Genomic DNA, 23,426 nt, shown 5'->3' on the forward strand with positions numbered 1-23,426 from the left:
AATGTTCATTCTCCCTGCATATGAACTAACGGCCTTTCAGTCACGATGGACTGTTCCACTTCAAAAAGCACTTTCATATAAACTTTACCATTGTCCGTCTTTTCATGCAAAATGTTTTCCGCGCGGACGATCGTTTTAGGTCCGGTCTTGGCGATAATATCTGCCCGCGCCTGCAGTAAACCCGCTGCTTTCGCTTCTTCTGGAGTAACCGGTATGGTTTCTTCCCGAACCTCCCATATCGTCTCTTTCATTCGCCCGACCGGCAGCTTTCGCGTACGCCAGGTCGTCTGTTCCATATGACGGATCGTCTCAAACTTCTCGTAAGGAGGCTTTCCGAATCCGCTTACCTTCAGCGCCCTTCCGCCGATTACCGCATACCAGCGAGTACGCGTTTCTCCGGTATACACCTTAACCTTCCTCTCTAGAGGGGAGACGATATTGTACTCATGCCACACCAGCCCCTTGACATCCCCCTTGGCAACGACGGTGCGGGTATTGTTCGCATCGCCTAGAATGCCGGAGATGAGCACATCGCCCATCTTCACCCTTGTGTTGCGCTTGACGACAGGCCTCCCCGTCTCGGCCTGTATATCCGTAACGACCGCGTCCGTAGATGCCACGAGATGACGGGGGCTGAGCAGGGGCTGTGGCGCCGGCTTGGTCGTTTCCACGACCTGAATCGTAATTTTGGTCCCCCGCTTCTCCACGCCAACCCATGCGGCACCGGGCAGCTGCTGCGCCAACCGCTTGGACAGCTCTTCTGTGGGTGTTAAGCGAAATGACCACTGAAACGGATACAGCCCCTCCTGCTTGGCCACCTGTAAAATCCGTTCTTCAGACAGCAAATCATTCCCCTTCACCTCAATCGTCCAAATGAGCGAAGAGAGCATGTACATGCCGATGAAAAAAAGAATAAGACCTACCCCAAAGAAGACACGCTTCTCCAGCTTTTTGAACCAGAAAGGCATTCCGCGGCGCGATACGATACGCAGGCGGCAGCCTGTCTCCTTTAGCAGCGGCCGAAGGAGAAAGAAGTCGCCTACAGCCACATTGCAAACAAGCCCGCCCTCGCTTGTCCGGCTAATGGACCACAGCTGCAGTCCGCTCGCCAGCGCCCGGTTTACGAGCTCCTCCAGTCTTTCACCCTGCACCCGAATCGTGACGATTCCGCGTACCCATTGCAACCACGAGGCATTCATGCCTTCTCCCCCTTATACAGTAACGAATGTCCCTTATTCACGGACCTCGATATGCTTGATTTGACCTTCTACAAACACTTCTTCTGTCCATATCGTACGGATGATGAGCCCGTCCCCCGTGATTTCCAGCTCTCCCTTGCTTAACGCCAGCCGGAGCTTGTCGCTGGAGAAATGCAGCACGCCGCGATGGTTCTCAATGTATAGCTGGCGGTCTCCAATCATCGTCAGCCTTGGCAAATCGAATACGACGTCCTGCGGCAAGTCGAACAAATCGGCTGCCATTTTGCGCAGTCTGCGGTTTATGCGGCCCATATGAGCAGAAGCCCCCTTCCCGTACTGTACCAAACTATGCGGGAAACTCTGGAAATATGAGACACTGCAGATTCGGGTGATGAATTTACAAGTCAGGAGCGGATTTCACCTCAAGCAAAGCTGCAAGGTAAGACAAAAAAGCCGATGAAGCAGTTATAACTGCTTCATCGGCTTTGACCCAACAGGTATTCGTTTATCGGCGGTTTAACGGTTTCTTAGCTCTTGGCGGCCCAAGTACTTCGGCCATTAGAACGGCCCTGGCCAGCTCGTCTCGGCTCGAGAGTTTCAGGGAGTGTACTCCCTGCTCACGCGAGCCCTCCGCGTTTCTGACCGCGGCAGACGGGATGGATCTTGCTGACGCGGGCTTAGCAGGAGCACGTTCAGCCGCATAGGATGTCTGAAACGAATACTCCGAATCACGGTCAACCGGCTTCGCATCTTGGAATGAAGTGGTGTAAACCGGACGCTCCGGTTCCAGTTGTTCCTCACTGCGCTGTACTTCGGCAGCAGCCGGTCGAGGACGGTTCAAGCCGGGAGTTCCCGCTCCGCCGAAATCCGGCATTCTGCGGTTAGGCTCGCCCTTTTTCATTTTGGAAAATAACGAGAATATAAAACCAACCACGAGGATTACGAAAAAGAAATTATTCGTAATAAACTCGATAAACTCACGCATGCTTTCACCTCCTGGCAACAATCATGCTCACGTGCGACCCGAGATGAATTAATGATCCTCTTTGTCCACAGAGCCTTCCGGTTTACTAATCGAGCTGCGCATTTGAGTATCCGCTTCGATATTCTTCAGGTTCATATAATCCATTACGCCAAGCTTACCGCTCTTCAGAGCATCAGCCATGGCAAGAGGTACCTGCGACTCGGATTCGACGACAAGCGCACGCATTTCCACAACACGCGCCTTCATCTCTTGCTCCTGGGCTACAGCCATCGCTCTGCGTTCCTCGGCTTTTGCCTGTGCAATCCGCTTGTCGGCTTCCGCCTGCTCGGTTTGCAGGTGGGCGCCAATGTTCTTGCCTACATCGACATCCGCGATATCGATGGATAAGATTTCGAATGCTGTACCGGCATCCAGACCTTTACCAAGCACGGTGCGGGAGATCATATCCGGATTCTCCAGGACATCCTTATGGGAATTCGAGGAACCTACCGTCGTAACAATGCCTTCCCCGACGCGCGCGATAATTGTTTCTTCACCGGCACCCCCGACGAGACGTTCAATATTGGCACGTACCGTAACCCGTGCCTTTACTTTTACTTCAATACCGTCCTTAGCTACTGCTGCAACGATTGGCGTTTCAATAACACGCGGGTTAACGCTCATCTGAACCGCCAGAAGCACGTCACGCCCTGCCAGATCGATGGCTGCAGCGCGTTCGAACACGAGTGCGATATTCGCGCGCTGAGCGGCGATCAGGGCATTAACGACACGATCGACGTTACCGCCGGCCAAGAAGTGGCTCTCAAGCTGGTTAATCGTCAGCCCAAGTCCGGCCTTGGTCGCTTTAATGAGCGGATTCACGATCCGGCTCGGAACGACTCGACGCAGGCGCATGGCGACAAGTGTAATAATCCCTACACGTACGCCCGACGCCAGCGCGGAAATCCAGAGCATGATCGGGAAGAAACTTAAAAACACAGACAAGATGATTATGGCAAGAACTGCAATAATCAAGATGGATATCATTGGATCCAAAGTCATCTAAACCCCTCCAGCAATTGTTTGTCTTCCTAATTCTAACATTGTCTCACAACAACACGTGTTCCTTCAACCATTACAACCTCAACCTGTATGCCGGCAGCGATAAATTCACCGTTGGTGACGACATCGATCCGTTCTTCATCGATTCGAACGGTACCTGCTGGTCGAAGAGGCGTCAATGTTTCGCCGACTTTACCGAGAAGCTCAGATTTGTTGCTGCTCGATACGTAGCCTTCCTCCGTCGTCATCCTGTCCTTCAATATGAATTTGTTCCACACGCCTAGATGCTTGAATCGTCTCGCAATGAAGAAAACGATGATCCCCGCCGCTACTAGAGCAACGACCAGCGACAGCAGAGCACTCTCGGCATTAGGCGAAGCCATGACAATTCCCGCAATCAGCGACACGGTTCCTAATATGCCGAGAATACCAAAGCTCGGTACGAATAGCTCGCTGACCAGCAGGGCAATCCCCAGCACGAACAGAATAACGTCCTCCATGCCGGCAAAGCCTGCGATGTAATGGCCGAAGAAATAGAGACCGAAGCCAATCACGCCAATAATACCCGGCAGCCCGAATCCAGGGACGATCAGTTCAATGGCCACTCCAGCGATGCCAATGATGAGCAGCAGCGTCTTCATGACCGGAGAAGTCAAAAATTCTGCTATCCGCTCCATTGCGGTTTGTTTCACTTCAATGACGGTTCGTTCCGACAAGCCTGCCTGCTTCAGCAGATCTTCTACTGAGTTCGCCGTATACTCGGCATAACCCACCTTCACCGCCTCAGTTGCGGACAACGTCAGGATGTCACCCTTTTCCTTCGTTCGTCCGATCTCCTTCATCTCAACCACTACGTCGGTATTGACCATCGCGGCGGCAATGTCCTGGTTTCTGCCGTTCAATTCTGCCGCTGTCATCATAGTTGTGGTCCAATACGATATGGTCTTGGGGTTATCGATCAGCGTGCCAGACCCGTCCACAACGGCTGCCGCTCCGATCGTGCTGCCTGGTTCCATCACCAGTTCCTTCGCGTTTAGCGCGATATAGGTGCCGGCTGAGACAGCTTTCCCTTGAACATAAGCAATCGTCGGCACTTTGCTTGACCGCACCAGTTCGCCGATTTCCTCCGCACTGTCAACACGTCCCCCGAAGGTATTCAGCACCAACACGATTCGTTCGGCCTTAGCCTCCTCCGCTTCCGCATACGCTCGTTCCAGATGAGACTGGAGACCGGATTCAACCGTCTGCTCGGCCCGGATGATATACACTGCCGGTCCAACCTCGCCTGGTTGCTCAGCCGCCGCTGACACCGCTGGAATCGCCGCAAACATCACATTGACCATTAAAAATAAGGCCGCCAGCCAACCCCTTAAAGCCTTTGTTCCTGCTCGCTTCACATCTGCCCCTCCTTATCTGTTTTTGTGGAGCATTCTCTTACGAATTCTCGTACAAACTTTGCCGGTCTGCTAACGGCCCAGCCCGTTCACAGATCAGCCACAATCCTATATACGTTAGTATAACACGCTACGTTTCAATTACTGTCTTATTCAGAAAAAAACCGCCCATCACGGGCGGTCGGATACTTCAGAGATCGATTGTTTAGCCGAAGGCCTTACACCTGTAATCTCATAATACATCACGGCATGCGGCGCCAGCGTCGGCGTAAAGCGAAGCTGATTATCCTTGATTACTGCTGTCGTTTCATCAGGTTCCAGCTTCGCGAGCCCTTGATATTCCTTCACATGGTCATACCAGTATTGCCTCAGCTTCTCATCCGTTAAATTGCTGCCAGCGGTCCATGAGTCTACTGACCAATTGCCGAATTGATTCGAGGTTGCACCCTGCTCCTCCAGATAGGCTTGCCATGCAGGCCAGAAGTTGCCGTGCTCATCGTCGATAATCCATTGCTTCACCGCTACCTTATCTCCGCTTACGGCTTCAACATTATCGAGAATAATGGTGACCGGCTCGCTAACATCTGCTTTCTGGTCAAGATTGTAATTGTATATCAGAAACTGGGCGGTATTGGACGATGCTTGATAGCCTCCAATGCCGTCTACTTCATTGGATGTATTCACCGTTGAGCCGGAGACCTGAACCGCAGCTCTGCTGGCCCCTTCCATCCGGTAGACCAGATTGGCCAAGTGGGTCCCCACTGGATCAACGCCTGCAGACTCTCCCCAAATCCGTTCCGTGTTCAAATACCAGGTCGAGAAATAATCGAGATCAATGTCATGCATATGCTTAAACAGCTTTGCATCGCTGGAAGACTGGAAGCTTGAAGCGACGGTTCTTGGGAAGAGCTCCTTTCGGTCAGAGCCTGCCAGGATCCTCCCTTCTTCCACCCCGTACTTCAAATCGGACAGCCCGTTTGCCTCCGCCCGGTCACGCAGAAGCCGCATGTTTTGCTCAAGGCTGTTTCCGGACAACATGCCCGGAAAATTATCGTAATACGAAAAGGACAAGAAATCGAGCTGGGTTCCCTTCTTGCCGGTATAATAATTCGTTCCGGAAGCAACATGGTCGATAAACGACCGTTCATCCCATAAGCCCTCTCCATTGGTCATGCTATGAGCACCGATATACAGATTCTCTGCACCAATTGAGGCCTCCAGAGCAGCCACCGTGTAGTCATACAGTTTGAAATAAGCCTCCATAGAACTTTCAGGGCTTAAGTTGTTGAACCAATCCCCATTCTCGTATTCGGTCAGAACCCGCCAGGTCCAGGTGCGGACCTCGTTCAAGCCGAAGCGGGATACGATTTCATCTGCCATTGCTTTCATATACCGATAATAAACGTCATAGTCTTGCGGCGGACGCACATTGACGCCAAAGCTTCCGATATGAGGCACCGAGCTATATTTGAGCGGTACATTGCCCGTCACAATATAGGGCTTCAAACCTTGATCGATCACATGCTGCAAGGCATCGGTCAGCCGGCTAAAGTTATAATCGGTCAGATTCTCCCGGTCAGCCGGATCCTCGAACAGATCGATATTGTCCGTGCCTCCAGTCGCGGTCATAAACTGCACGCGCTTGACGAACGGATAGTGCGTCCTGATATAGTCGCTAGGACGTCCCTTTGCAGAGTCTGCCCAGTCCATCTGTAAATCCCACTGGTTCAAATCCGTAAATTTGTTTTCCAGCGGATCCCCAAGCTTAGACAGATCGATTCGCACCGCTGCCTTATCCTGCGGCGGATCGGCAGGCTTGGTTCCGCTAGCATCCTCCGGTGCTTGCACAGGTGCTTTTTTAGGTGCTTCCATGGATTTGTCGCCTCCAGCTCTGAAATTAATAGCTGCTACCACAGTTGAAATAATGATAATAACAGCCGCTATCCCCAGTGAAATCTGTTTAAATCCCCACATGCAATAGACTCCTTTGTCAGCTTTGACCTTACTTGCTTCTCGAATCCGAAACCGCTTTCATTTCTCTTGGCGGTATGAAGACATCTCTGCAGGTCAGTGTTTCTAACATTAATTAGTATAAAGGGGATTGGAGTGACATTTCTTACCTTTCATCGGAAAAAGCTAGCTTTAATTCAGCCGCCGCTTGACGACATCGTACATCTAATGGCTCGGTCGCCGTACAACAAGCTGCATATAACCGAAAAAACACTCCCCGGACAGGGAGTGTTTGGCTGTCAGCCTATGTTATTGCAGAAATTGCTGCACGAGCGTGTTTACTAGTTTACCATCAGCTCGCCCTTTGACTTTCGGCATCAGGGCGGTCATGACTTTTCCCATCTCGGCTTTCGAAGAAGCACCGGTTTCCTGGATGGTCTGCTGAACAATCTCTTTGATCTCTTCTTCGGTCAGCTGTACGGGCAGGTATACACTAATAATTTCAATTTCTGCGGCGATATCTTTCGCAAGATCGTCGCGGCCGGCTTTTTCAAATTCTTGGAGGGAATCTTTACGTTGTTTGATTTCACGACTTAGAATATCAAGGACTTCGTTGTCATCAAGAGGACGCTTCAAATCAATTTCCTGATTCTTGATAGATGAACGTATCATCCGAATCACGGACAATTTGAACTTCTCCCGATCCTTCATCGCTTGCTTCATATCGTCGTTCAATCGTTCGCTAAGGTTCATTGTGGAAGGATCCTCCTAAAACTTTCTCTTACGCGCAGCCTCGGACTTTTTCTTGCGCTTGACACTAGGCTTTTCATAATGCTTGCGTTTCTTCACCTCGGCCAATACGCCATCCTTCGCGATGGAACGCTTGAAGCGGCGGAGTGCAGAATCGATTGTCTCGTTTTTCTTAACTTTTGTTTCAGACACCAGTTTTCCCTCCCTCCGAAACAGACCGTCCAAGAAGTACATACACGGTTTATCAAACTACATTATATGTCATAACGAAAGGCAGTGTCAACTTGGACACGGCACTCGTTTCAACCATTTTTTTATCATCCGACGAGCGTAGACAGTTTCTTGCCTCCAAGCAGGTGGATATGCAGATGGTAAACGACTTGTCCGCCTTCCGAGTTGCAATTATTGACAAGACGGTAGCCCGTTTCGTCAATTCCTTGTTCCTTCGCAATCTGACGTGCGACGGTGAAGATCTCTGCGACAAGTGCGTCGTCCTCAGCGGCAACATCGTTCATCGTTGGAATATGCTTCTTCGGTATGATCAGAATGTGTACGGGCGCAGCGGGCTGAATATCATGAAACGCGATAATTCGCTCGTTCTCGAACACCTTCTTAGAAGGAATGCTGCCCTCGATGATTTTACAAAAAATACAATCCATCCTCTTATCCTCCCAAACGATGCCTCCGTAAAAACGTCAGCTCATGTAATGATGATTACTATCATCATAACGAAAAACAAAGGGCTCGTCCAACTGTAAAAGAAGCCGGCAATCTAGCTTGGCCGGCGTCAGTAATTGGAACAGATGAATTCAATAGAAGGAAAGCAATGTCAAACCGAGAAGGGCAGCAAGCGGAAACGCCTGTCGCACAAAGCGGCGGCGAGGGAAATAAGGATAAGGATAGAGCGGCGGATAAGGATGGATAGGCGTAAATGGCGAAAATCCGCGAGGATCCCATCCAGGACAGCAAGGAACGGCGATGCAGACCATCTCATCGTCGATGTGCTCTACGAATCCATCGCAGCACCAACCATCTTTCGTGTGGGCGAGCACATAACGATGCATATGATCCCTGCACCATTTTTTTAACTCATGCTTATCCATGGGTTGGTTGGCCATTGGGCCGGTAGGCATCGGACTATTGACCATTGGACTATTCGGCATCGGACTATTGGCCGCTGGACTATTCGGCATGGCGCTATTAGGCATAGCGCTATTCGCCATTGGGCTGTTCGCGGCTGGACTGTTTGCTATTGAATTGTTTGCCGCTGGCTGCAAGGCCGCGTTTGGCGTTGCTGTCATTTTGGCAACCGGAGATGTATGGACTTTTTTCTCCAAAGCAGGTACCTCCTATGAATAATTAGTAAACTCGTCACCTCTTCTTGGTGACTCACACCGTAAGATGAAGTTGTGCGGCGTTCTCTCGTTTCTCTTTCTTCTCTTTTCATGATATTCGCCTGTGGGCGAATGGCGCCTGGCCGCATAAAAAATAGGCTGCTGCCCTCTTCCGAGCCTGCTATTCAGAAATTTGACCAAACCCATCCCATTACTTATATGGGTTGTCTTGATACATAGTTCCGCATAATGAGGGAAAGTGTATAGGGGGATAAATGTACGGTGGAATAACTTTTTGCAGGGGTAAATTAACTATTATTTTACAAGGAAATTGGTTTATTAACCCATTCTCATAAAGAACGAAACTAAAATGAGAGTATTCTAATGAAAATCTCATAAATTGCTGCAACCTTTTGCTCTCCCTCACTTTTCACTCTTTGTGGAAATAAAAAGGGAATTTTACCATGCTATACTAGACTCAAATCGATTCAGTAACAAGCAAACGGAGGGACAACAAGGACATATGCGAATTAAAAACCTTCTTCGGAAATTTGTCATCACGAGCCTGTGTACAACAATCGGCTTCTCGGCCTTAGCCTTTGGAGCTTCCCACAAAACGGAAGCAGCGACCGAACAAACAGTCAAACTTCTATCCACCGGAAAAGAATACATAGGAACACCCTATAAGTTAGGCTCCCAAAGCGGTGTAACGTCTTCGTTCGACTGTTCCTCTTTCAGCCAGTACATCTTTAAGCTAAACGGTGTGAAGCTTCCACGGACGGCCTCCGCGCAAGCGAAAGTCGGCAAGCCAGTAGCCAAAGGTTATTTAAGCGTTGGCGATCTTGTATTCTTCAAGACGAATGGGAAGAGCATCAGTCATGTCGCTATTTATGCCGGCAACAGTAAAATTCTTCACAGCTCCAGCAGCAAGGGCGTTATTGTCGCCAATATGAACTCTTCGTACTGGAAAACGAAATACGTCACCGCCCGCCGCGTTTCCTTATAGTCCCCATTCACTATCCTCTTTCATGATTAAGCAACGTGCCCCCTCAATTGAGAGGGCACTTTTTGCTGCCTTTCTTCGGATCCCCTTGCACACATCTACCGAATGCGGGAATCGGGAATGGCGGCGTTAGGTGAATATATAGAAAAGAAGCTGAGCCCCCAAAATGGAGGCCTCAGCTTCTTTCTGTTCCCCTGCAGAATCTTCTTACTTCTCTCCTTTGAACACCACGTTCTCCGGTTCATTCATAATTTCGAACAGCTTGGTGCCGATCTCGACCCACGTCCCTCCGGCTTGTATCGTCATCGCCGCGGGTTTGGTTACCTCCCCGAAATCAATCGGATCGGATGCTTCCTTCAGTTTCGCATATACCGCATCCAATTGTTGCAAATACCGGCGTTCCGCCTCATTCAGCGCCCCTTCATGATTGCCAAGCTGCTGCAGAGACAGCTCGACCTGCGAAGTGAACGTCGCGGCATCACGTTTGGCGGCGGTGAATGGTTGTCCGCTGGTGGTTTCCGCCTCATGGAGGAATGAAGCTACATCTGCCGCATGATGGAATGCTGCAGACACTTCACTTTTTGCGGCTAGTCGGCTGGCCATATCGCTCCCGGCAAGCAAGGCTTGGACTCCTGCATGAACAGACTGAAAATGAAGCTTCGCGTTATTCCCCATGCTGGCGATCGCCAGACCTCTCTGTACCCGGTCTTCCTGCGCACGCGATATTGACTTGCTGTACAGAATAACATTGACGGTTACACTTATTACAATTAAAAGAAGAAGGGCCGGAACGAAAAACGAACGTTTCGGCTGCTGCTGCTGCTCCACAAACAATTCCCTCCATAGAATGGGAAGCAAGCTGCTCCCCGGACAATGATGATCATATTGATCTTGAACTTGGCTTGACTAGTATTAAAGTTACCGTTTTTTATGCGAAGAAGCAATGTCGATATTCGTACAATTGCCCTTGGTCTACCTATTGCATTCTGTAATAGGCCTTTACATCGTCTCCAACGCCACGACGCTCCCGAGTCCTGATGGCTCGGCAGCGGTGACGATCAAGCGGCGGGGAAGCCTGGCGCGCAGCTCCGGCACGTGGGAAATGACGCCGACGGAGAGGCGGTCCGTATGCAGCTTCTCCAATGCGGTAATGACCGTGTCCAGCAGCTCCGGATCGAGCGTGCCGAACCCTTCGTCAAGAAAAAAGAATTGCAGCGGGTACTTGCCCCGCAGTTGAATTTGACCGGATAACGCAAGCGCCAGCGCCAGAGAAGCCAGGAAGGTTTCTCCCCCTGACAATGTCGATACGGGACGGCGAATACCGCCATTCGCATCGTCGCGGATGACGAATCCTCCACCAGAATCTACTTCCAGCGCATAGCGGCGCTTCGTCAAATAACCCAGCCGCTCGGATGCAGCATGGCATACCTGGACAAGCTGTTCTTCCGCAACATATTCTACGAACGCATTGCCCCGGAATACGGTTTGCAGCGACTTGAGACGGCCGCAAAGGGCATCCATCGACGTCCGTTTGGTTTCCAGCTGCATCCATCGCTCTTGCTTCGTCTTCAGCTCTTCTAGATCCCGATCCGCTCTAGCGGCCGTCTGAAGCGCCGTTTCGTTGAGCTCGCGGGCCTGCGTAAATCCATTCAAGCATTGCTCCCACTGATCGTCCGTAACCGTGCGACCGGCTAGCTGGTCGCGCAGCAGCTCGATTTGAGCCGTCAATTGCTGTTCCTCTTCACGGAAACGGGCAATTTCAGCCGCGATCGCCTCCTGCTGTGCCAGCAAGATCCGCAACGACGCCACTTCTGCCCCCGATGTGAATGGCGATGCTTCCAGCGCGGCTATCCAACTGGCAGCCGTCTCGTTCTGCCGCTCTGTGGCTGAACGTTCGCCTTCCACGGCGGCGCTTCGCAGCTCAGCCGCTTCTTGCAGCGCTGCTTGCGCGGACTCGCTGCCGGTCTTCAGACGCTGTAGACGCGTTCGAAGCTCCTCCAGCTCCTTCTCGGCTGCTGCCAGCAGCTCACTTGCCGGCAAACCGCCGGTTAATGCATGCAGCTGCACCCTTTTCTCGGCTAGCTGCTCCTTCTGGCTGTCCAGCTTGGCAGCTAGCTCGACTACAGCCAACTGAGCCGTTTGCTGCTCTAACCGGTGGCCTGCGATAAGCTTGTTCGTGTCATCGATAAACGTCACGCTTTTGTCCAGCCTTACGCGCAGCTCATGCGCGGCATTCTCACGCCGCTCATATTCGTCTAAGGTTTGCTGTGCCAGCTCGGGGAGCAGCTCCTCGCCGAATTGCTGTTTCCATTGCAACAGTTCATCGGCCTCTGCAGCTTGAAGCTGAACAGCCTTGTCATGTGCGCTGCGTTCGACCGCCGTCTGTGAACGCAGCTCGCCGGCCGCTGACTCGCAGCTTCGCTGTGCCTCCAAGAAGCTTGTGCGCAAACGGCCGATTCCCGATTCTAATCCAGCAAAGGATTGCTCGAGTGCGGTATATGTATAGAGCGAGGTGTCAAGCAAGGTATCAAAAGCCGTTAATGCGCGGTTGTCCAGATCCTGCTCCTGTTCATCCCGGCCCTTAATCGCAAGAGCCGATTCTTCCCTTCCGGCTGCGGCTTCCAGCTGCCATGCCTCTTCTGCACCCAGCCCTTGCTTCATTGGATCCATGGCCGATAACGATTCGATTAATCGTTCGTAAGCAGCGTCTGCCTTGCTCCGGAGCGGCGATAGCTTCAGCAGCAGCCCTTGAGTCCGCTGCTGAAGCTTCTCCCAGTCCGTCATGGTATCTGCACTGACAAGACGCTGCTTCTCTTCCTCATCGCTGCCGCGATGCAGCCGCGTATGCTCGCATGAGCCGCATACCGGGCATGGGGTGCCATCCTCCAGCCCCTCTGACAGCTGCGCGGCAAGCAGCATCCGCTGCTGCTCGCGATACTCGATTCGAGCCTGCTCTATTCGCGCAGGTAGTCTGTCCCCAGCTCTTTGGAGGGAATGCTCCAGAACGCGCAGGTCCTGCCGGATCGGGTTCAGCGAATTCAATGCGGAGAGCAGTGCCGTCGCGGCATCCGCTCTAGCTGAATCCGCCTTTGCGTGAGCATCGCGGATGCGGGCTAAAGCCGCCTTCTGCCCAGAAGCTTCATGATCCGCATTCACTCGCTGCTCGCGGAGCGAGCCGAGCTGGATCAGACGCTTAGCGAGCGCAGAGCGCCGCTCTCTCTCATCCACGGCAAGCTCGGTCTTCTTCAGCTCTGCCTTCAGTTCGCCTTGCTTGGCCTGGGCACGGCCGAGCGTCTCCTCCGCTTTGGCCGCTTGCTCGCCAAAGCTAAGCTGCCGGCTGGCGGCGTCCGCGTGGCGGCGCTCGCCGCCCTCCACGCTTGAGGCAAGCGCGGCGGCTTCGCCTTCGAGCCGCTGCGCGCCCGCAAGCTGTTCGAGCCGCTGCGCCAAGCGCGGCTCGGCCGCGGCCGCTTCAGCGCTCGCCGCAGCCAATGCGGCGGCGGCCCCGGCGGCCGCCTCCTGCAGGGCGGCATGCGCCCGCCCTGCTGCTTCGCGGCGGGAAGCGGCAGCGCGCAGCGCCGCTTCGGCCGCTTCGGCGGCGTCCATCGCGGGCACCAGCCGCTCGGCCGCCGACAGGCGCTGCAGCTCCCGCTCGCGCTCCGCAATGCGCGGCGCATCCGCGAGCAGCTTCGCCTGCAGCGCTTCCTTCGCGCGCAGCGCCTCCTGACGCTCGCGCACGTGCAGCCGCTCCGCGTGCAGCCGCTCGGCTTCCGCGAGCGCAGCACGCGCGGCCGCTGCCGCGGCTGCCGCTTCGCGGTGGCGCTCCGCCGCCGCATCGACCGCGGCGGCAGAAGCGTCGCCGAGGCCGTGCTGCTCGGCCACGGCCTCATTCAAGGCGGCTTCCGCCGCCTTCATGCGCTGGTTCAGCTTCAGCGCCAGTCCATCGCCGAACCGCTCCAGACGGAACAGCCGCTGGAGCATCTGCCGCCGGTCCTTGCCCGTCAGCGACAGAAATTCCGCAAATTTCCCCTGCGGCAGGACGACAGCACGCGTAAAGTCCTGCATGTTCAGCCCGATCCGGTCCTCCACGCAGCGGGTTACATCGGACAGCTTGTCGGCCAATACGATTTCACCGTCACCCGTAACCTCGACGAATCGGCTCAGCGTATTGCTGACCGAAACGTCGCCGCCTCGCTTGAATTGGCGCTCGACCCGATAGCGCCGATGCTCCCCGGAGCCGGACAGCTCGAAGGTAAAGCCAACGGACAGCTGCTTCTCCGCATGGTTCATAATGCCCTGCGTCCCATTCGCAGCCCGCTCCACCTTGCCGTACAAGGCTAGGGTCACCGCGTCGAGAATGCTTGATTTGCCGCTCCCGGTCGATCCGAATATGCCAAACACGCCAGCCTCGCATAGCCGCCCAAAGTCGACCTCCTGCATCGCACGGTAGCTCTGCAATCCGCTTAAACGCAGTAAAATAGGTTTCATTCGCCTTCCCCTCCTTCCGCCGTCTCATAGGTCGCCGCGGATTCACCCGTTTCCTCCGCAATCAGCTCCAGAAACAGCTGCACCGTCTCCGCATCGGGCTCCGCTCCTCCGGTCTGCTTGGCGAAGAAGCGGCGGAACAGCTCTTCTGCAGGCAGCTCCTCGCGGGGCCGTCCGCCCTCCTCGTCATTCTTCGCCATCTCCGGATAAACGGGGCGAATATGGATAAGACCCTCGTGAAGCTTCCGGAGCTGTTGAATATGCGACAGCGTCATCGTCTCCTTCATCCAGATGTCCAGATCAATCCAGCCTCTGGCATCGCGGCCTTCGTCGATCCAGCGGTATACCTCCTCCAAGCCGCCCTTCGCCTGCCAGCGGACAAGCGGACGTCCGCTCGCGAGCAGAATTTCACGCGGAGCGACCTGCTGCCCCGGCTGCGCGTCGAATACGGTAACCGATTTCGCCTGGCCTGCTTCGGAGAAGCTGTAAGCAAGCGGCGAGCCGCTATATCGCATCGAATCGTCGCCTGCGACCCGCTGCGGTCGATGCAGATGGCCAAGCGCTACATATTGAGCGCCGCAGCGCAGCGCCGACGGATCGACCGTATAGGCGCCGCCCACCTGGATCGGACGTTCCGAGTCGGTCTCTAAGCCTCCGAGCACATAGATATGGCTCATCGCCAAATTGATCGTGTCTGGCCGGAAGGATCCGCCCAGCCGCGTCATCAGGGCACCCACACGCTCCGAATACGCGCTGCGCAGCGCCGCTTCATCCGTCTCCTCGCTCAGCAGCTCGCGCAGCCGCGACTCGGAAGGGTACGGAAGGGCCGCAATAATCGCGCGCTCACCGGTCCGGGCACAATCAACCACTAAGGTCTCATCCGTCGGCAAGCCAACGAGCCGTATGCCGCTGCGGGCTGCGAGCGGAGCAGACGCCGCTACCCGTTCAGGATGGTCATGATTGCCCGCAATGACCGCAACCGTCCTCTTGCCGCCATCGGCAAGCCGTGACAAGGCCTCATAGAATAACTGCTCTGCGGCTGCGGGCGGATTCACCGAATCGTAGACGTCGCCGGCCAGGAGCACCAGATCAATTGCTTCGTCCCTTACGATGGACGTTAGCTCATCCACGAAGGCAGCCTGCTCTTCCAATCGGCTTCTACCCTCGAGGCTCCGCCCGAAATGCCAATCTGCCGTATGTAAAATACGCACTTGCTTTCCCCCCATACCGCGCGGACGGCTCGCTATTGTACACGAACCGCCCCGGGCTTTGATCGGCTAGAACAATTGAACTGCTCGTCCGCCATCAAAAAAATAGACATAGCAAGCATCCACCGGCTCGCCCAAAATACGCATAACCGCTTCGGCATATAGTGTCAATTGGAATCGATGGCGCTCTGCCGCTTTATCCCACTGCTTCATCGTAATCCGGTCTGTCTTGTAATCGAGCAGCACGAGGCCTTGTTCATCCCGGAAGAGACAGTCAATGACCCCTTGAATCAAAATCGGTTCACCGCTGAGCGATTCAACCGCATCCGGGTAGACCCGTTCTGCCGGAAAGGTGCAGCTGAACGGTGTTTCACGCCTTACCCAACCTGCCTTCAACAGCCGCTTACCAACCGCTTCGCGGAAGAATGCCGCTACAGACTCGGGATCAACGGCTCCCGCCTGGAGCGCCGTTAACATCCTGCGCTCCTGCAAGCTGTGTACCGTCTCGAGCACTGTCTGTTGATCCACTTGGCCCTGCAGCGGAATATGCTGCATGACAAGATGGCTGACCGTTCCCCGTTCGGCGGCCGTGAGCGCCGCTTCCTCCATAAATTTCGGCCGGCGAAGGCGGAACGTATATTCACCGCCCCCTGACGCCGTGACGAAAGGCACGCTCTTGGAGATCGCCTCCGTCTCCGATGCAGCCGCTGACTCGAAGCTCTCACCGAACAGAAACTCCACCTGTTCAACCTGCTCGACTGGCAGATCCGGCCCCGCATAAAGGTCTTGATGATCCTGCCAACTGTTCGCTGCGTCGTTGGATTCCCTCGCAGGTGTACCGGCAGCAGGGAAATCCGGCTGCAGGAACTCTGCCTGTTCGTCTATATCCGCCTGCGCATGAAGCCGTTTCATCTCCGTTACGGAGGTCTTCGCCGGAATCACAGTCGCCGTTCGATAAGGGTACTGCCAGGTTAACCGGCGCTCGATCTCCTCGGCCTCCTCCGGTGATTCGAATATGGGCACCAGCTCGTGAACCGCCTGCAGCCTATCGGCGAATTCGGCTTCCGCCGCTTCATCCGTCTGTACTGCCGCCGCAGCTTCCAATCCCAGAAGTGAGGCTGGGACGACCCCTTTCTTCCACTCGTGGAACGGGTCGGATGGAGCCAGAGGCACGACATTACCGGCTGCCGGCAAATCTATTCCTTCATCCTCGCCAGTCGATCCGTCTTCCCCTGCATGGGATATACTCCCATCGTAGGTTCGTGCTCGCTCTGCTTCCGATATCTCGCTCTCATCATTCATCTCATAGATTGCTAGCGGGATGCCTTCCCTCATCGCGAGCGGTCCGATCCAGTCCAGAAACCGCTTCGCCTGCGCAAGCCGGAAGTCGGGCAGCTCTCCCTCTGCATCCAGGGAGGATTGCCAGCGCTGCAGCTGCTTCGCGGCATCTGCCGCCGTGCCGACGAGAAACATCTTTTCCTTCGGCCTGGTAAGGGCTACATACAGAATTCGCATTTCTTCAGCAAGCGTCTCCATACGCAATCGTTCCCTGATCGCCAAATACGGCAGGGTCGGATAGCTGACCCGAAGGTCCGTATCCACGAAGCGCGGACCGAAGCCCAGCTGCTTGTGCATCAAGAACGGACTGTTCAAGTCCTGCCGGTTGAACAGCTTGCCGAGTCCGGCGATAAAGACGACCGGGAACTCCAGCCCCTTGCTCTTATGGATGGACATGATCCGGACAACGTCCTCCTGCTCGCCCAGCGCCCTGGCCGTGCCCAAGTCGCCGCCGCTCTCGCGCATGCGGTCAATGAAGCGAAGAAAACGAAATAATCCGCGCAGGGAGGTCGCCTCGTATTGCCGCGCCCGGTCGTGCAGAGCGCGAAGGTTCGCCTGCCGCTGCAGCCCGCCCGGCATACCGCCGACCAAATCGTAGTAGCCCGTTTCCCGGAAGATTCGCCACATCAGCTCCGCCAATGCCCCTTGCCGGGCTTCTTCGCGCCAGCGCTCCAAGCGGATTAGAAAGTCCGACAGCTTGCGTCGTGTTTCCAGCGGCAACGACGGATCACCTTCGGCCTTGCATACAGCATCGTAATAGGACAAGCGTCCAGCCGCGATCCGGATAAGCGCGAGCTCCTCCCCCGTCAATCCCACGATCGGCGAGCGGAGCGCCCCCGCAAGCGGGATATCCTGGTAGGGATTATCGATTACGCGGAGCAGCGACAGCATCGTCTCTACCTCCGTCGCTTCGAAGTAACCGCTGCTGAGCTCGGCATATGCGGGTATGCCACTCGCTTGCAGCTCCTCAATGATGACAGGAGCCCATTGCTTATCCGCACGCAGCAGAATAACGATATCCCGCCAAGCGAGCGCACGTTTACGCCCGCGCTTCCCGTCATACGGCTCAAAGGGCGCTTCCGCGCTGGCCGTAAGCGGCGTCTCCATCCCTTTCAGCTGCAGGATTCGATTCGCAATCCAGCGCGCTTCAAGCTGCACGGATTGCAGATCCTCCACGGGCTCCGGCTGTTCGTCATGGAGTGAATCAGCCGTTTCTTGTTCCGCAGAAGGCTCATCGCTGCCGCTTCCTCGGTCGAGCAGAGCAAATTCTATCGCATACCGGGCGGGTGATCCGCCTTCGCCGGCAGGAGGATAGGCCGCGCCGCACACAAGCTCAGCCCTCCGGTCATAATCCATCTCCGCTACCGTCTCGCGCATGATCGCCCGAAAGACCCCGTTCGTTCCCTCCACGACTTCTTTGCGACTGCGGAAATTGCGCGCCAGATCAATACGGATGCCTTTCTCGTCGTCTCCAGGCGCATCGGTAGAGCCTCCATGGGCTGCCTGAGCGCTAGCTTCGGAATTTCCCGCTGCACCATCCATAACTGCCTCATCAAGATTCGTCTTAGCCAGCCGGTTATTGTCTTGCGTTCCATAGGCTTTATATTTGCGAAGAAATAGATTCGGCTCGGCCAGACGGAACCTATAGATGCTCTGCTTCACGTCCCCTACCATGAAGCGGTTGCCGGCACCGGAACGCGCAATGAGCGTTACGATCGCTTCCTGGACCATATTCGTATCCTGGTACTCATCGAGCAATATTTCGTCGAACTGCGCTTGGTATTCAAGGGCTGCCGCCGAAGGTACGGCGCTGCCGGGCGTCGAGGCCGGATCGCGCAGAATGCGCAGGCAATAATGCTCCATGTCGCCGAAATCGATTAGACCCTTCTCACGTTTGGCGGCCTCGAAGCGAAGCCCGAATTCGCGGGCAAGGCCGGCCAGGGTATGCATCAGCGGCGCCATTTCGCGCAGCTCAGCGGCGAACTCCTCGGGTGAACGGACGAATAATTCATCCTGCAGATTCGCGATGACCTCCTTGGCCATATCGCGAAGCGCCTTCGCCTGCTCCTGCAGCGCTTTATCGACGCTATCCCCGCGCTGGCTCTTCAGCTTACCGAAGCCAGCCGCTGCGAAAGCTTCATGCCATAGTTCCCAGGGAGCGCTATTGACGCGGTTAATCAATGCCCGTACAACCGTCAAATCCTCCTCGAGAGTGACGGCGTAAGCGTCCGGTCCGCCCGGCAGCATGGTGACGTCCAGCGCTTGCCGGAGCAATCGCTCTGCCCCGTCCAAGGCAAGCCTAACATTGCCGGCCAAGCTGGCGACCCACTCGGTTCTGCCCAGCTCGGCAGCATCCGCCACTTCGAACGAGGCCGCTGTTTCCTCCAGCCATACGGCTGGCCAAGGGTGGCTCTGCGAGAAGAGATACAGCCTCATTACAAGCGCATATAGGGGTTCATCTCCCCGTTCACCGCCGAACCGTTCGACCAATTCCGTAAAACCGGTGTCATGCTCCTCAGCTTCTGCATAGCGCTCCTCGAACAGAGCGTCCAGCACGTCCATCCGCAGCAGCTCGGCTTCCGTCTGATTGGCAATGCGGAAGCCCGGATCAAGACCGATCAATGAATAATATTTGCGGATGACGTCCAGACAGAAGGAATGCAGCGTCGTAATCGAAGCTCTGCCCATGAGCGCAAGCTGACGGCGCAGATGCTCCGATTCCGGTTGCTTGTCCAGTTCCTTCTCGAGCGCGATCCGAATCCGCTCTTTCATCTCGGCCGCAGCCGCCTTCGTGAAGGTCGCCACCAGCAACCTGTCCACATCCGTGTCTGCCGTGATCTTGCGGATGATACGCTCGACGAGGACCGCTGTCTTCCCAGACCCGGCTGCTGCAGCGACCAGAATGTTGCTGCCGTCCGTTACAATCGCCTTCCATTGATCATCCGTCCATGTGCTGCCTTCCGGCTTTTTCGGATAGCCCGCAGTGATCATCGCCTTGTCTCCTCCCTATTACGAATGCCGCGTGACTGAAGGCCCTGCACTTCACTCCATTGCTTCCGCAGCATCCTCATCGCTTCCTGCAGCTAATAGCTCCCACACTTCATCTTTGCGCGGCTTGTTCAGCTTCGTGTAGCCATTGCCTTCAATCAGCGGATCGAACTGGCAGACCGGCTTATACGCGCAGAATTGGCAGGGTGTTTTTCCTCCAAGCCGGTACGGTGCGATTGATACATCGCCGTCTGCGATCCGTTCACCGATCCGCTTGAGGGTCGAACGAACCGAGCTCCGCAGCGTGTCCCACTGTTCATCCGATGCCACAGACGATGTACTATAGAAACCGCCGTCCCGTTTGAGCGCAAGCGGCAGCAGCTCGGAATAACCCGTATCAAGCGATCCATCCATCAGCCTCACTGTTTCTTCATCGGCCAGCACAAGCCCCTTGAGCTTGAACCGCTTCAGCAGTTCACCTTGGGCTTTATCACGCGGCAACGAATTGGAGGCCGACAACATCGGATTATGTACATGAAAATAGAGCACACCCGCAGCCTTCGCAGGCTGTCCGAGCCAATCGGGCGCGCTTGTAAGAAGAACATCCAGATAGGTCAGCATTTGCAGGGCAAGACCATAGGCGATTTCCTCGAGCCGCAGCTGCTTCGCACCGGACTTGTAGTCGATGACGCGCAGCAGCAGACCATCGTCCGTCTGCGCGGCGTCGACACGGTCAATACGCCCGACCATCTCCAGCATCCTGCCCTTGGACAGCGGTATTTGGACTGGCGGTAGAGGTCCCTCCGGCCCAAAGCCGATCTCAAGTCCAACCGGCTGGAATTGCGCCCTGCGCGCATGTTCGCCTAGAATGACGGCAGCTTGGCCAATAATGTCCCGCAGCTTGCGTGCGACATACTGATGACGGCTGCTGCTGAACAAAATCTGCGACTGGAGCCTCACTGCCAGCTCGCCGACTACACCGGCTGTCGCTTCGCGGATTTCTTCCGGTGTCAGCTCGCCCCATCTTTCGCCAAGCTCTTCCGTCAGGCGTGTCAGCGCCGCATGGAAGAGCTGGCCAATATCCGGTGCGGCCAGCTTGAACAGTTCCCGCTCACGAAGACGCAGGCCGTGGATGGCAAAATGCTGGAACGGACACGACACGAACCGTTCCATCCGCGATACGCTTCCCCGAAGCAGTTTCCCGTAGAGCAGGTCGGCCGTCTCCGTCGATAGGAACGGCTCTTGATTCGTATAGTCCAGCGACTGAACGAGCCGCTGCAGCTTGTCCTGCCACTGGGGCCTGACTGCATACCAGTTGAACGCCTCCCACCACATAGGAGCGATCGCGCCGCCTTGTCTCCACGACCGGAGCTGCGTAATCAAGTAGGAGAGCGTGCGCCCGGGGTGCGCGATGAATGAACGCTGCTCTGCTGCTGGTGCGCCAGGGGATGGTTCACCCATGATCATCCGCTCCGGGATCCCCGGAAACAGCTGCTTTATGTGCCGGATCACCTCGGACGGATGCAAGCTTTTGCCCTCTTCATCTGACATCGGCCAGCTGATCCACAGGTGGCGGCTCGGCGTCGTCAGCGCATTATAGATGAGGAATCTTTCGTCGAGCAGACGCCGGCGAACGCCTGGAGCCATAATAAGGCCGCCATTCTCCAGCTTCTCCCGCTCATGCTCGGTCAATATGCCGTCCTCTTGAATCCGCTGGGGCATGATCCCGTCGTTCGCGCCAAGTAAATAGCAGACGCGCACCTTACCCGAGCGTGTCCTGTCGATGCTGCCGATGAGCACCTGATCAAGAGAAGGAGGGACAGATGCAAGCTTCAAGCTTTCTAAACCGGTTTCTACCATGCCTGCGAACAGCTCCGCCGGCATCGTCTCGTCCCCTGTCATCTCAGTCAATTGATCGAGCAAGTCCATCACGCCGTCCCACAGCTGCCTGTGCTCGCGTGCACGCAGCGTTTGGCCGCCTGCGGCAGCTTGGCGGCTCCACCGCTCCAACCGGTCAGGCGCTTCGATATTCATAAGCAGCGTGTACAAAGCTTCGCACATCTGGCGAACGTTCGCAGCCTTCTTGAGCTCCCGTCCGAATTTGCGCAAAGTCGGGACAACCGCTTCCCTTGCGGTCATGATGGCCTGAAACAGACGCAGCTCCTGTTCACCCGCTTGCACCGGATCTCCCTCGAGCGTATCGCGCATTAGCGGCTTCCACTGGCTCTTGGTCAGCCACCGGTTGCCGTCGATGCCTGCGGCAAGCGCGTAATTCTCAAGCAGATCGAATGTTTCACGCGTCACATATCCATCTTCAGGCATGAGCAGCTCCGTCTTGATGCAGCGGAATACCGCCTCATACCGCCACCCATGAACGGAGATTTCCAGCGCCGAACGAATAAACTCAGCAAGCGGATGATGCAAAGCCGCATTCTTCTGATCCAAGAAATAAGGGATATCGTAGTCAGCGAACACTGACGTTATGTAATCGTCATAATCCGGTCCATTTCTCACCATAACCGCAAGGTCGCGGTAGCGGAGGCCTTCGTCCCTCACTCTGCGGATGATATCGCGTGCGACAGCTTCCACTTCCGCCCGCCGTCCCGATGCCGAATGCAGGGAAACAGCGCCATTCTCAAGCTCATTGGTCTCAAGATGCAGCGCTTTACGCCCGCCATAATACCGCTCGGTATGAGCAAGCATCGGGCTGTTCCGGAACCGGTACGGAGTCTCATCCAGCAGAAGTACCGGGTTCTCGATCTCGACCCCGCTGCGCTCCGCCAGCTCTCTGAGCTTGATGTACGTCTCCGCCGTCGGCCGGAACAAATCCAGCTCATGCGGCTGTTCGCCCGACTCATAGAGCTTGTCCAGGCACAGCGTGACCGTCACGTCAGCTGCATGTCTCATCAGCGCTTCTAATGCCTCGAACTCCTTCGGCGTAAAGCCGTTGAAGCCGTCGACCCATATTTGCGCCTGCCGCATCGCAGGCGATTCTCCGAAGCCTTGCACGAGCCAGCTTAAATAATCCTCGGCATCCACATACAGCCCCTCAAGCTCTCGCTCGAGCACCGAGCCGATCCGCTCCAGATCGCGCAGCTTGCGGGCAAGCAGCGGACTGCCCGCTCCAGGGCGGATGTCGTCCGTGAACTGCTTGACGAGCGTGGCATCGATGCCATACCGCTTCCACTCGGTCATCAGCTCTCCCAGCCGCTCGATAAATCCGCGCTGCGACTCTCCGCCTTGGAATAGCTCAAGCTCATCGCTGAGCCGGTTGACGATTTTGTACAGGAGCATGTTCTTCCCGTTATCGTTGATCGGAACAAGCGCCGTACCTCCGGTTTCCTGCATGATCCGGAAGGAAAGACGCCTGAAGCTTAATGCTTGCGCCCGAATGGTGCCTGTCAATTCCGAGCTGCCCAGCAGCGCATATTCGGTTTGAAACGTCGCTTGCTCCGGTACGAGCATGATTAGCGGGGGCCCATCGGGCTGCGACGCCACTCTATCCATAATTTGATGCAAGCAATGATGGGTCTTTCCCGCACCTGACCGGCCAATGACAAAACGGAGCGCCATACGCCCACCTCTTCTTTAGTTTTCGATTCTACTATTCTATCATAGAGAGGCGTCATTATCACCCCTAAATCCAAACATATGTTCGATTTCATGGCAGGTAAATAGTTCTTATTTCACAGCCTAGCCCTTTGTATAACTATGTTTAGCGAGATAGGTTTTATTTGGAAGATGAATCTTTTTA

16 protein-coding genes are annotated in these 23,426 nt (G+C 55.3%); 2 read left to right on the forward strand and 14 right to left on the reverse strand.

Annotated elements, in window-relative coordinates; all coding sequences use genetic code 11:
* Positions 1 to 5: 5 nt before the first annotated feature.
* The 9 genes from yqfD to NNL21_RS06385 form a co-directional block, all read right to left on the reverse strand.
* Entirely contained in the window at positions 6 to 1,199 is a 1,194-nt protein-coding gene (gene yqfD / locus NNL21_RS06345) for a sporulation protein YqfD (RefSeq protein WP_204816556.1), read from the reverse strand.
* Between the two features lie 33 nt (positions 1,200 to 1,232).
* Complete coding sequence (gene yqfC, locus NNL21_RS06350) at positions 1,233 to 1,511, reverse strand: sporulation protein YqfC (RefSeq protein ID WP_204816557.1); 279 nt, start codon at positions 1,509 to 1,511, stop codon at positions 1,233 to 1,235.
* A 193-nt stretch (positions 1,512 to 1,704) separates the two neighbouring features.
* The gene (locus NNL21_RS06355; RefSeq protein ID WP_204816558.1) at positions 1,705 to 2,184 is read right to left on the reverse strand and encodes a YqfB family membrane protein; all 480 of its coding nucleotides are present in this window, start codon (positions 2,182 to 2,184) and stop codon (positions 1,705 to 1,707) included.
* A gap of 48 nt (positions 2,185 to 2,232) precedes the next feature.
* The gene (floA, locus tag NNL21_RS06360; protein ID WP_305880632.1) at positions 2,233 to 3,225 is read right to left on the reverse strand and encodes a flotillin-like protein FloA; all 993 of its coding nucleotides are present in this window, start codon (positions 3,223 to 3,225) and stop codon (positions 2,233 to 2,235) included.
* Positions 3,226 to 3,260: 35 nt separating this feature from the next.
* Positions 3,261 to 4,622, reverse strand: coding sequence for an NfeD family protein (locus NNL21_RS06365; protein WP_256555065.1), 1,362 nt, complete (start codon positions 4,620 to 4,622; stop codon positions 3,261 to 3,263).
* Positions 4,623 to 4,790: 168 nt separating this feature from the next.
* Entirely contained in the window at positions 4,791 to 6,593 is a 1,803-nt protein-coding gene (locus tag NNL21_RS06370) for a GH39 family glycosyl hydrolase (protein ID WP_204816559.1), read from the reverse strand.
* A 285-nt stretch (positions 6,594 to 6,878) separates the two neighbouring features.
* Positions 6,879 to 7,322 carry a GatB/YqeY domain-containing protein gene (locus NNL21_RS06375; protein ID WP_204816560.1) on the reverse strand — a complete coding sequence of 148 codons (444 nt, stop codon included), beginning with the start codon at positions 7,320 to 7,322 and terminating at the stop codon, positions 6,879 to 6,881.
* 15 nt (positions 7,323 to 7,337) lie between these two features.
* Positions 7,338 to 7,511 (reverse strand): 30S ribosomal protein S21, encoded by a 174-nt coding sequence (gene rpsU / locus NNL21_RS06380; RefSeq protein ID WP_046230300.1) that lies wholly within the window; start codon positions 7,509 to 7,511, stop codon positions 7,338 to 7,340.
* A 125-nt stretch (positions 7,512 to 7,636) separates the two neighbouring features.
* The gene (locus NNL21_RS06385) at positions 7,637 to 7,978 is read right to left on the reverse strand and encodes a histidine triad nucleotide-binding protein (RefSeq protein WP_204816561.1); all 342 of its coding nucleotides are present in this window, start codon (positions 7,976 to 7,978) and stop codon (positions 7,637 to 7,639) included.
* A 442-nt stretch (positions 7,979 to 8,420) separates the two neighbouring features.
* Between NNL21_RS06385 and NNL21_RS06390 the strand changes: the two genes are divergently transcribed.
* Together NNL21_RS06390 and NNL21_RS06395 are read left to right on the forward strand one after the other, a co-directional pair.
* On the forward strand, positions 8,421 to 8,678 hold the full coding sequence (locus NNL21_RS06390) for a hypothetical protein (RefSeq protein ID WP_204816562.1): 258 nt from the start codon (positions 8,421 to 8,423) through the stop codon (positions 8,676 to 8,678).
* A 498-nt stretch (positions 8,679 to 9,176) separates the two neighbouring features.
* Positions 9,177 to 9,659: a C40 family peptidase gene (locus NNL21_RS06395; protein WP_204816563.1), complete on the forward strand. Its 483-nt coding sequence runs from the start codon at positions 9,177 to 9,179 to the stop codon at positions 9,657 to 9,659.
* Between the two features lie 204 nt (positions 9,660 to 9,863).
* On the opposite strand, the gene NNL21_RS06400 is transcribed toward NNL21_RS06395, so the two are convergent.
* The 5 genes from NNL21_RS06400 to addB all read right to left on the reverse strand — a co-directional run bounded on the left by NNL21_RS06400 (position 9,864) and on the right by addB (position 23,245).
* Positions 9,864 to 10,484 (reverse strand): hypothetical protein, encoded by a 621-nt coding sequence (locus NNL21_RS06400; RefSeq protein ID WP_204816564.1) that lies wholly within the window; start codon positions 10,482 to 10,484, stop codon positions 9,864 to 9,866.
* A gap of 171 nt (positions 10,485 to 10,655) precedes the next feature.
* The gene (locus NNL21_RS06405; RefSeq protein WP_204816565.1) at positions 10,656 to 14,141 is read right to left on the reverse strand and encodes an AAA family ATPase; all 3,486 of its coding nucleotides are present in this window, start codon (positions 14,139 to 14,141) and stop codon (positions 10,656 to 10,658) included.
* On the reverse strand, positions 14,138 to 15,349 hold the full coding sequence (locus tag NNL21_RS06410; RefSeq protein ID WP_204816566.1) for an exonuclease SbcCD subunit D: 1,212 nt from the start codon (positions 15,347 to 15,349) through the stop codon (positions 14,138 to 14,140). The genes NNL21_RS06405 and NNL21_RS06410 overlap by 4 nt, the downstream gene beginning before the upstream one ends.
* Positions 15,350 to 15,415: 66 nt before the next feature.
* A complete protein-coding gene (locus NNL21_RS06415) occupies positions 15,416 to 19,675 on the reverse strand; it encodes a UvrD-helicase domain-containing protein (protein ID WP_256555066.1) in 4,260 nt (1,419 codons plus the stop codon).
* 51 nt (positions 19,676 to 19,726) lie between these two features.
* Positions 19,727 to 23,245: a helicase-exonuclease AddAB subunit AddB gene (gene addB / locus NNL21_RS06420; RefSeq protein ID WP_204816567.1), complete on the reverse strand. Its 3,519-nt coding sequence runs from the start codon at positions 23,243 to 23,245 to the stop codon at positions 19,727 to 19,729.
* Positions 23,246 to 23,426: the final 181 nt, after the last annotated feature.

The sequence above is a fragment of the Paenibacillus mendelii genome, from assembly GCF_024498075.1.
GTDB lineage: Bacteria > Bacillota > Bacilli > Paenibacillales > Paenibacillaceae > Paenibacillus_Z > Paenibacillus_Z mendelii.

Coding starts and splice junctions, on each gene's coding strand:
- NNL21_RS06370 (WP_204816559.1), bottom strand. CDS start 6,593: ATGTGGGGATTTAAACAGATTTCACTGGGGATAGCGGCTGTTATTATC.
- NNL21_RS06375 (WP_204816560.1), bottom strand. CDS start 7,322: ATGAACCTTAGCGAACGATTGAACGACGATATGAAGCAAGCGATGAAG.
- NNL21_RS06355 (WP_204816558.1), bottom strand. CDS start 2,184: ATGCGTGAGTTTATCGAGTTTATTACGAATAATTTCTTTTTCGTAATC.
- NNL21_RS06415 (WP_256555066.1), bottom strand. CDS start 19,675: ATGATCACTGCGGGCTATCCGAAAAAGCCGGAAGGCAGCACATGGACG.
- yqfC (WP_204816557.1), bottom strand. CDS start 1,511: ATGGGCCGCATAAACCGCAGACTGCGCAAAATGGCAGCCGATTTGTTC.
- NNL21_RS06390 (WP_204816562.1), top strand. CDS start 8,421: ATGGGTTGGTTGGCCATTGGGCCGGTAGGCATCGGACTATTGACCATT.
- yqfD (WP_204816556.1), bottom strand. CDS start 1,199: ATGAATGCCTCGTGGTTGCAATGGGTACGCGGAATCGTCACGATTCGG.
- floA (WP_305880632.1), bottom strand. CDS start 3,225: ATGACTTTGGATCCAATGATATCCATCTTGATTATTGCAGTTCTTGCC.
- NNL21_RS06395 (WP_204816563.1), top strand. CDS start 9,177: ATGCGAATTAAAAACCTTCTTCGGAAATTTGTCATCACGAGCCTGTGT.
- NNL21_RS06405 (WP_204816565.1), bottom strand. CDS start 14,141: ATGAAACCTATTTTACTGCGTTTAAGCGGATTGCAGAGCTACCGTGCG.
- addB (WP_204816567.1), bottom strand. CDS start 23,245: ATGGCGCTCCGTTTTGTCATTGGCCGGTCAGGTGCGGGAAAGACCCAT.
- NNL21_RS06385 (WP_204816561.1), bottom strand. CDS start 7,978: ATGGATTGTATTTTTTGTAAAATCATCGAGGGCAGCATTCCTTCTAAG.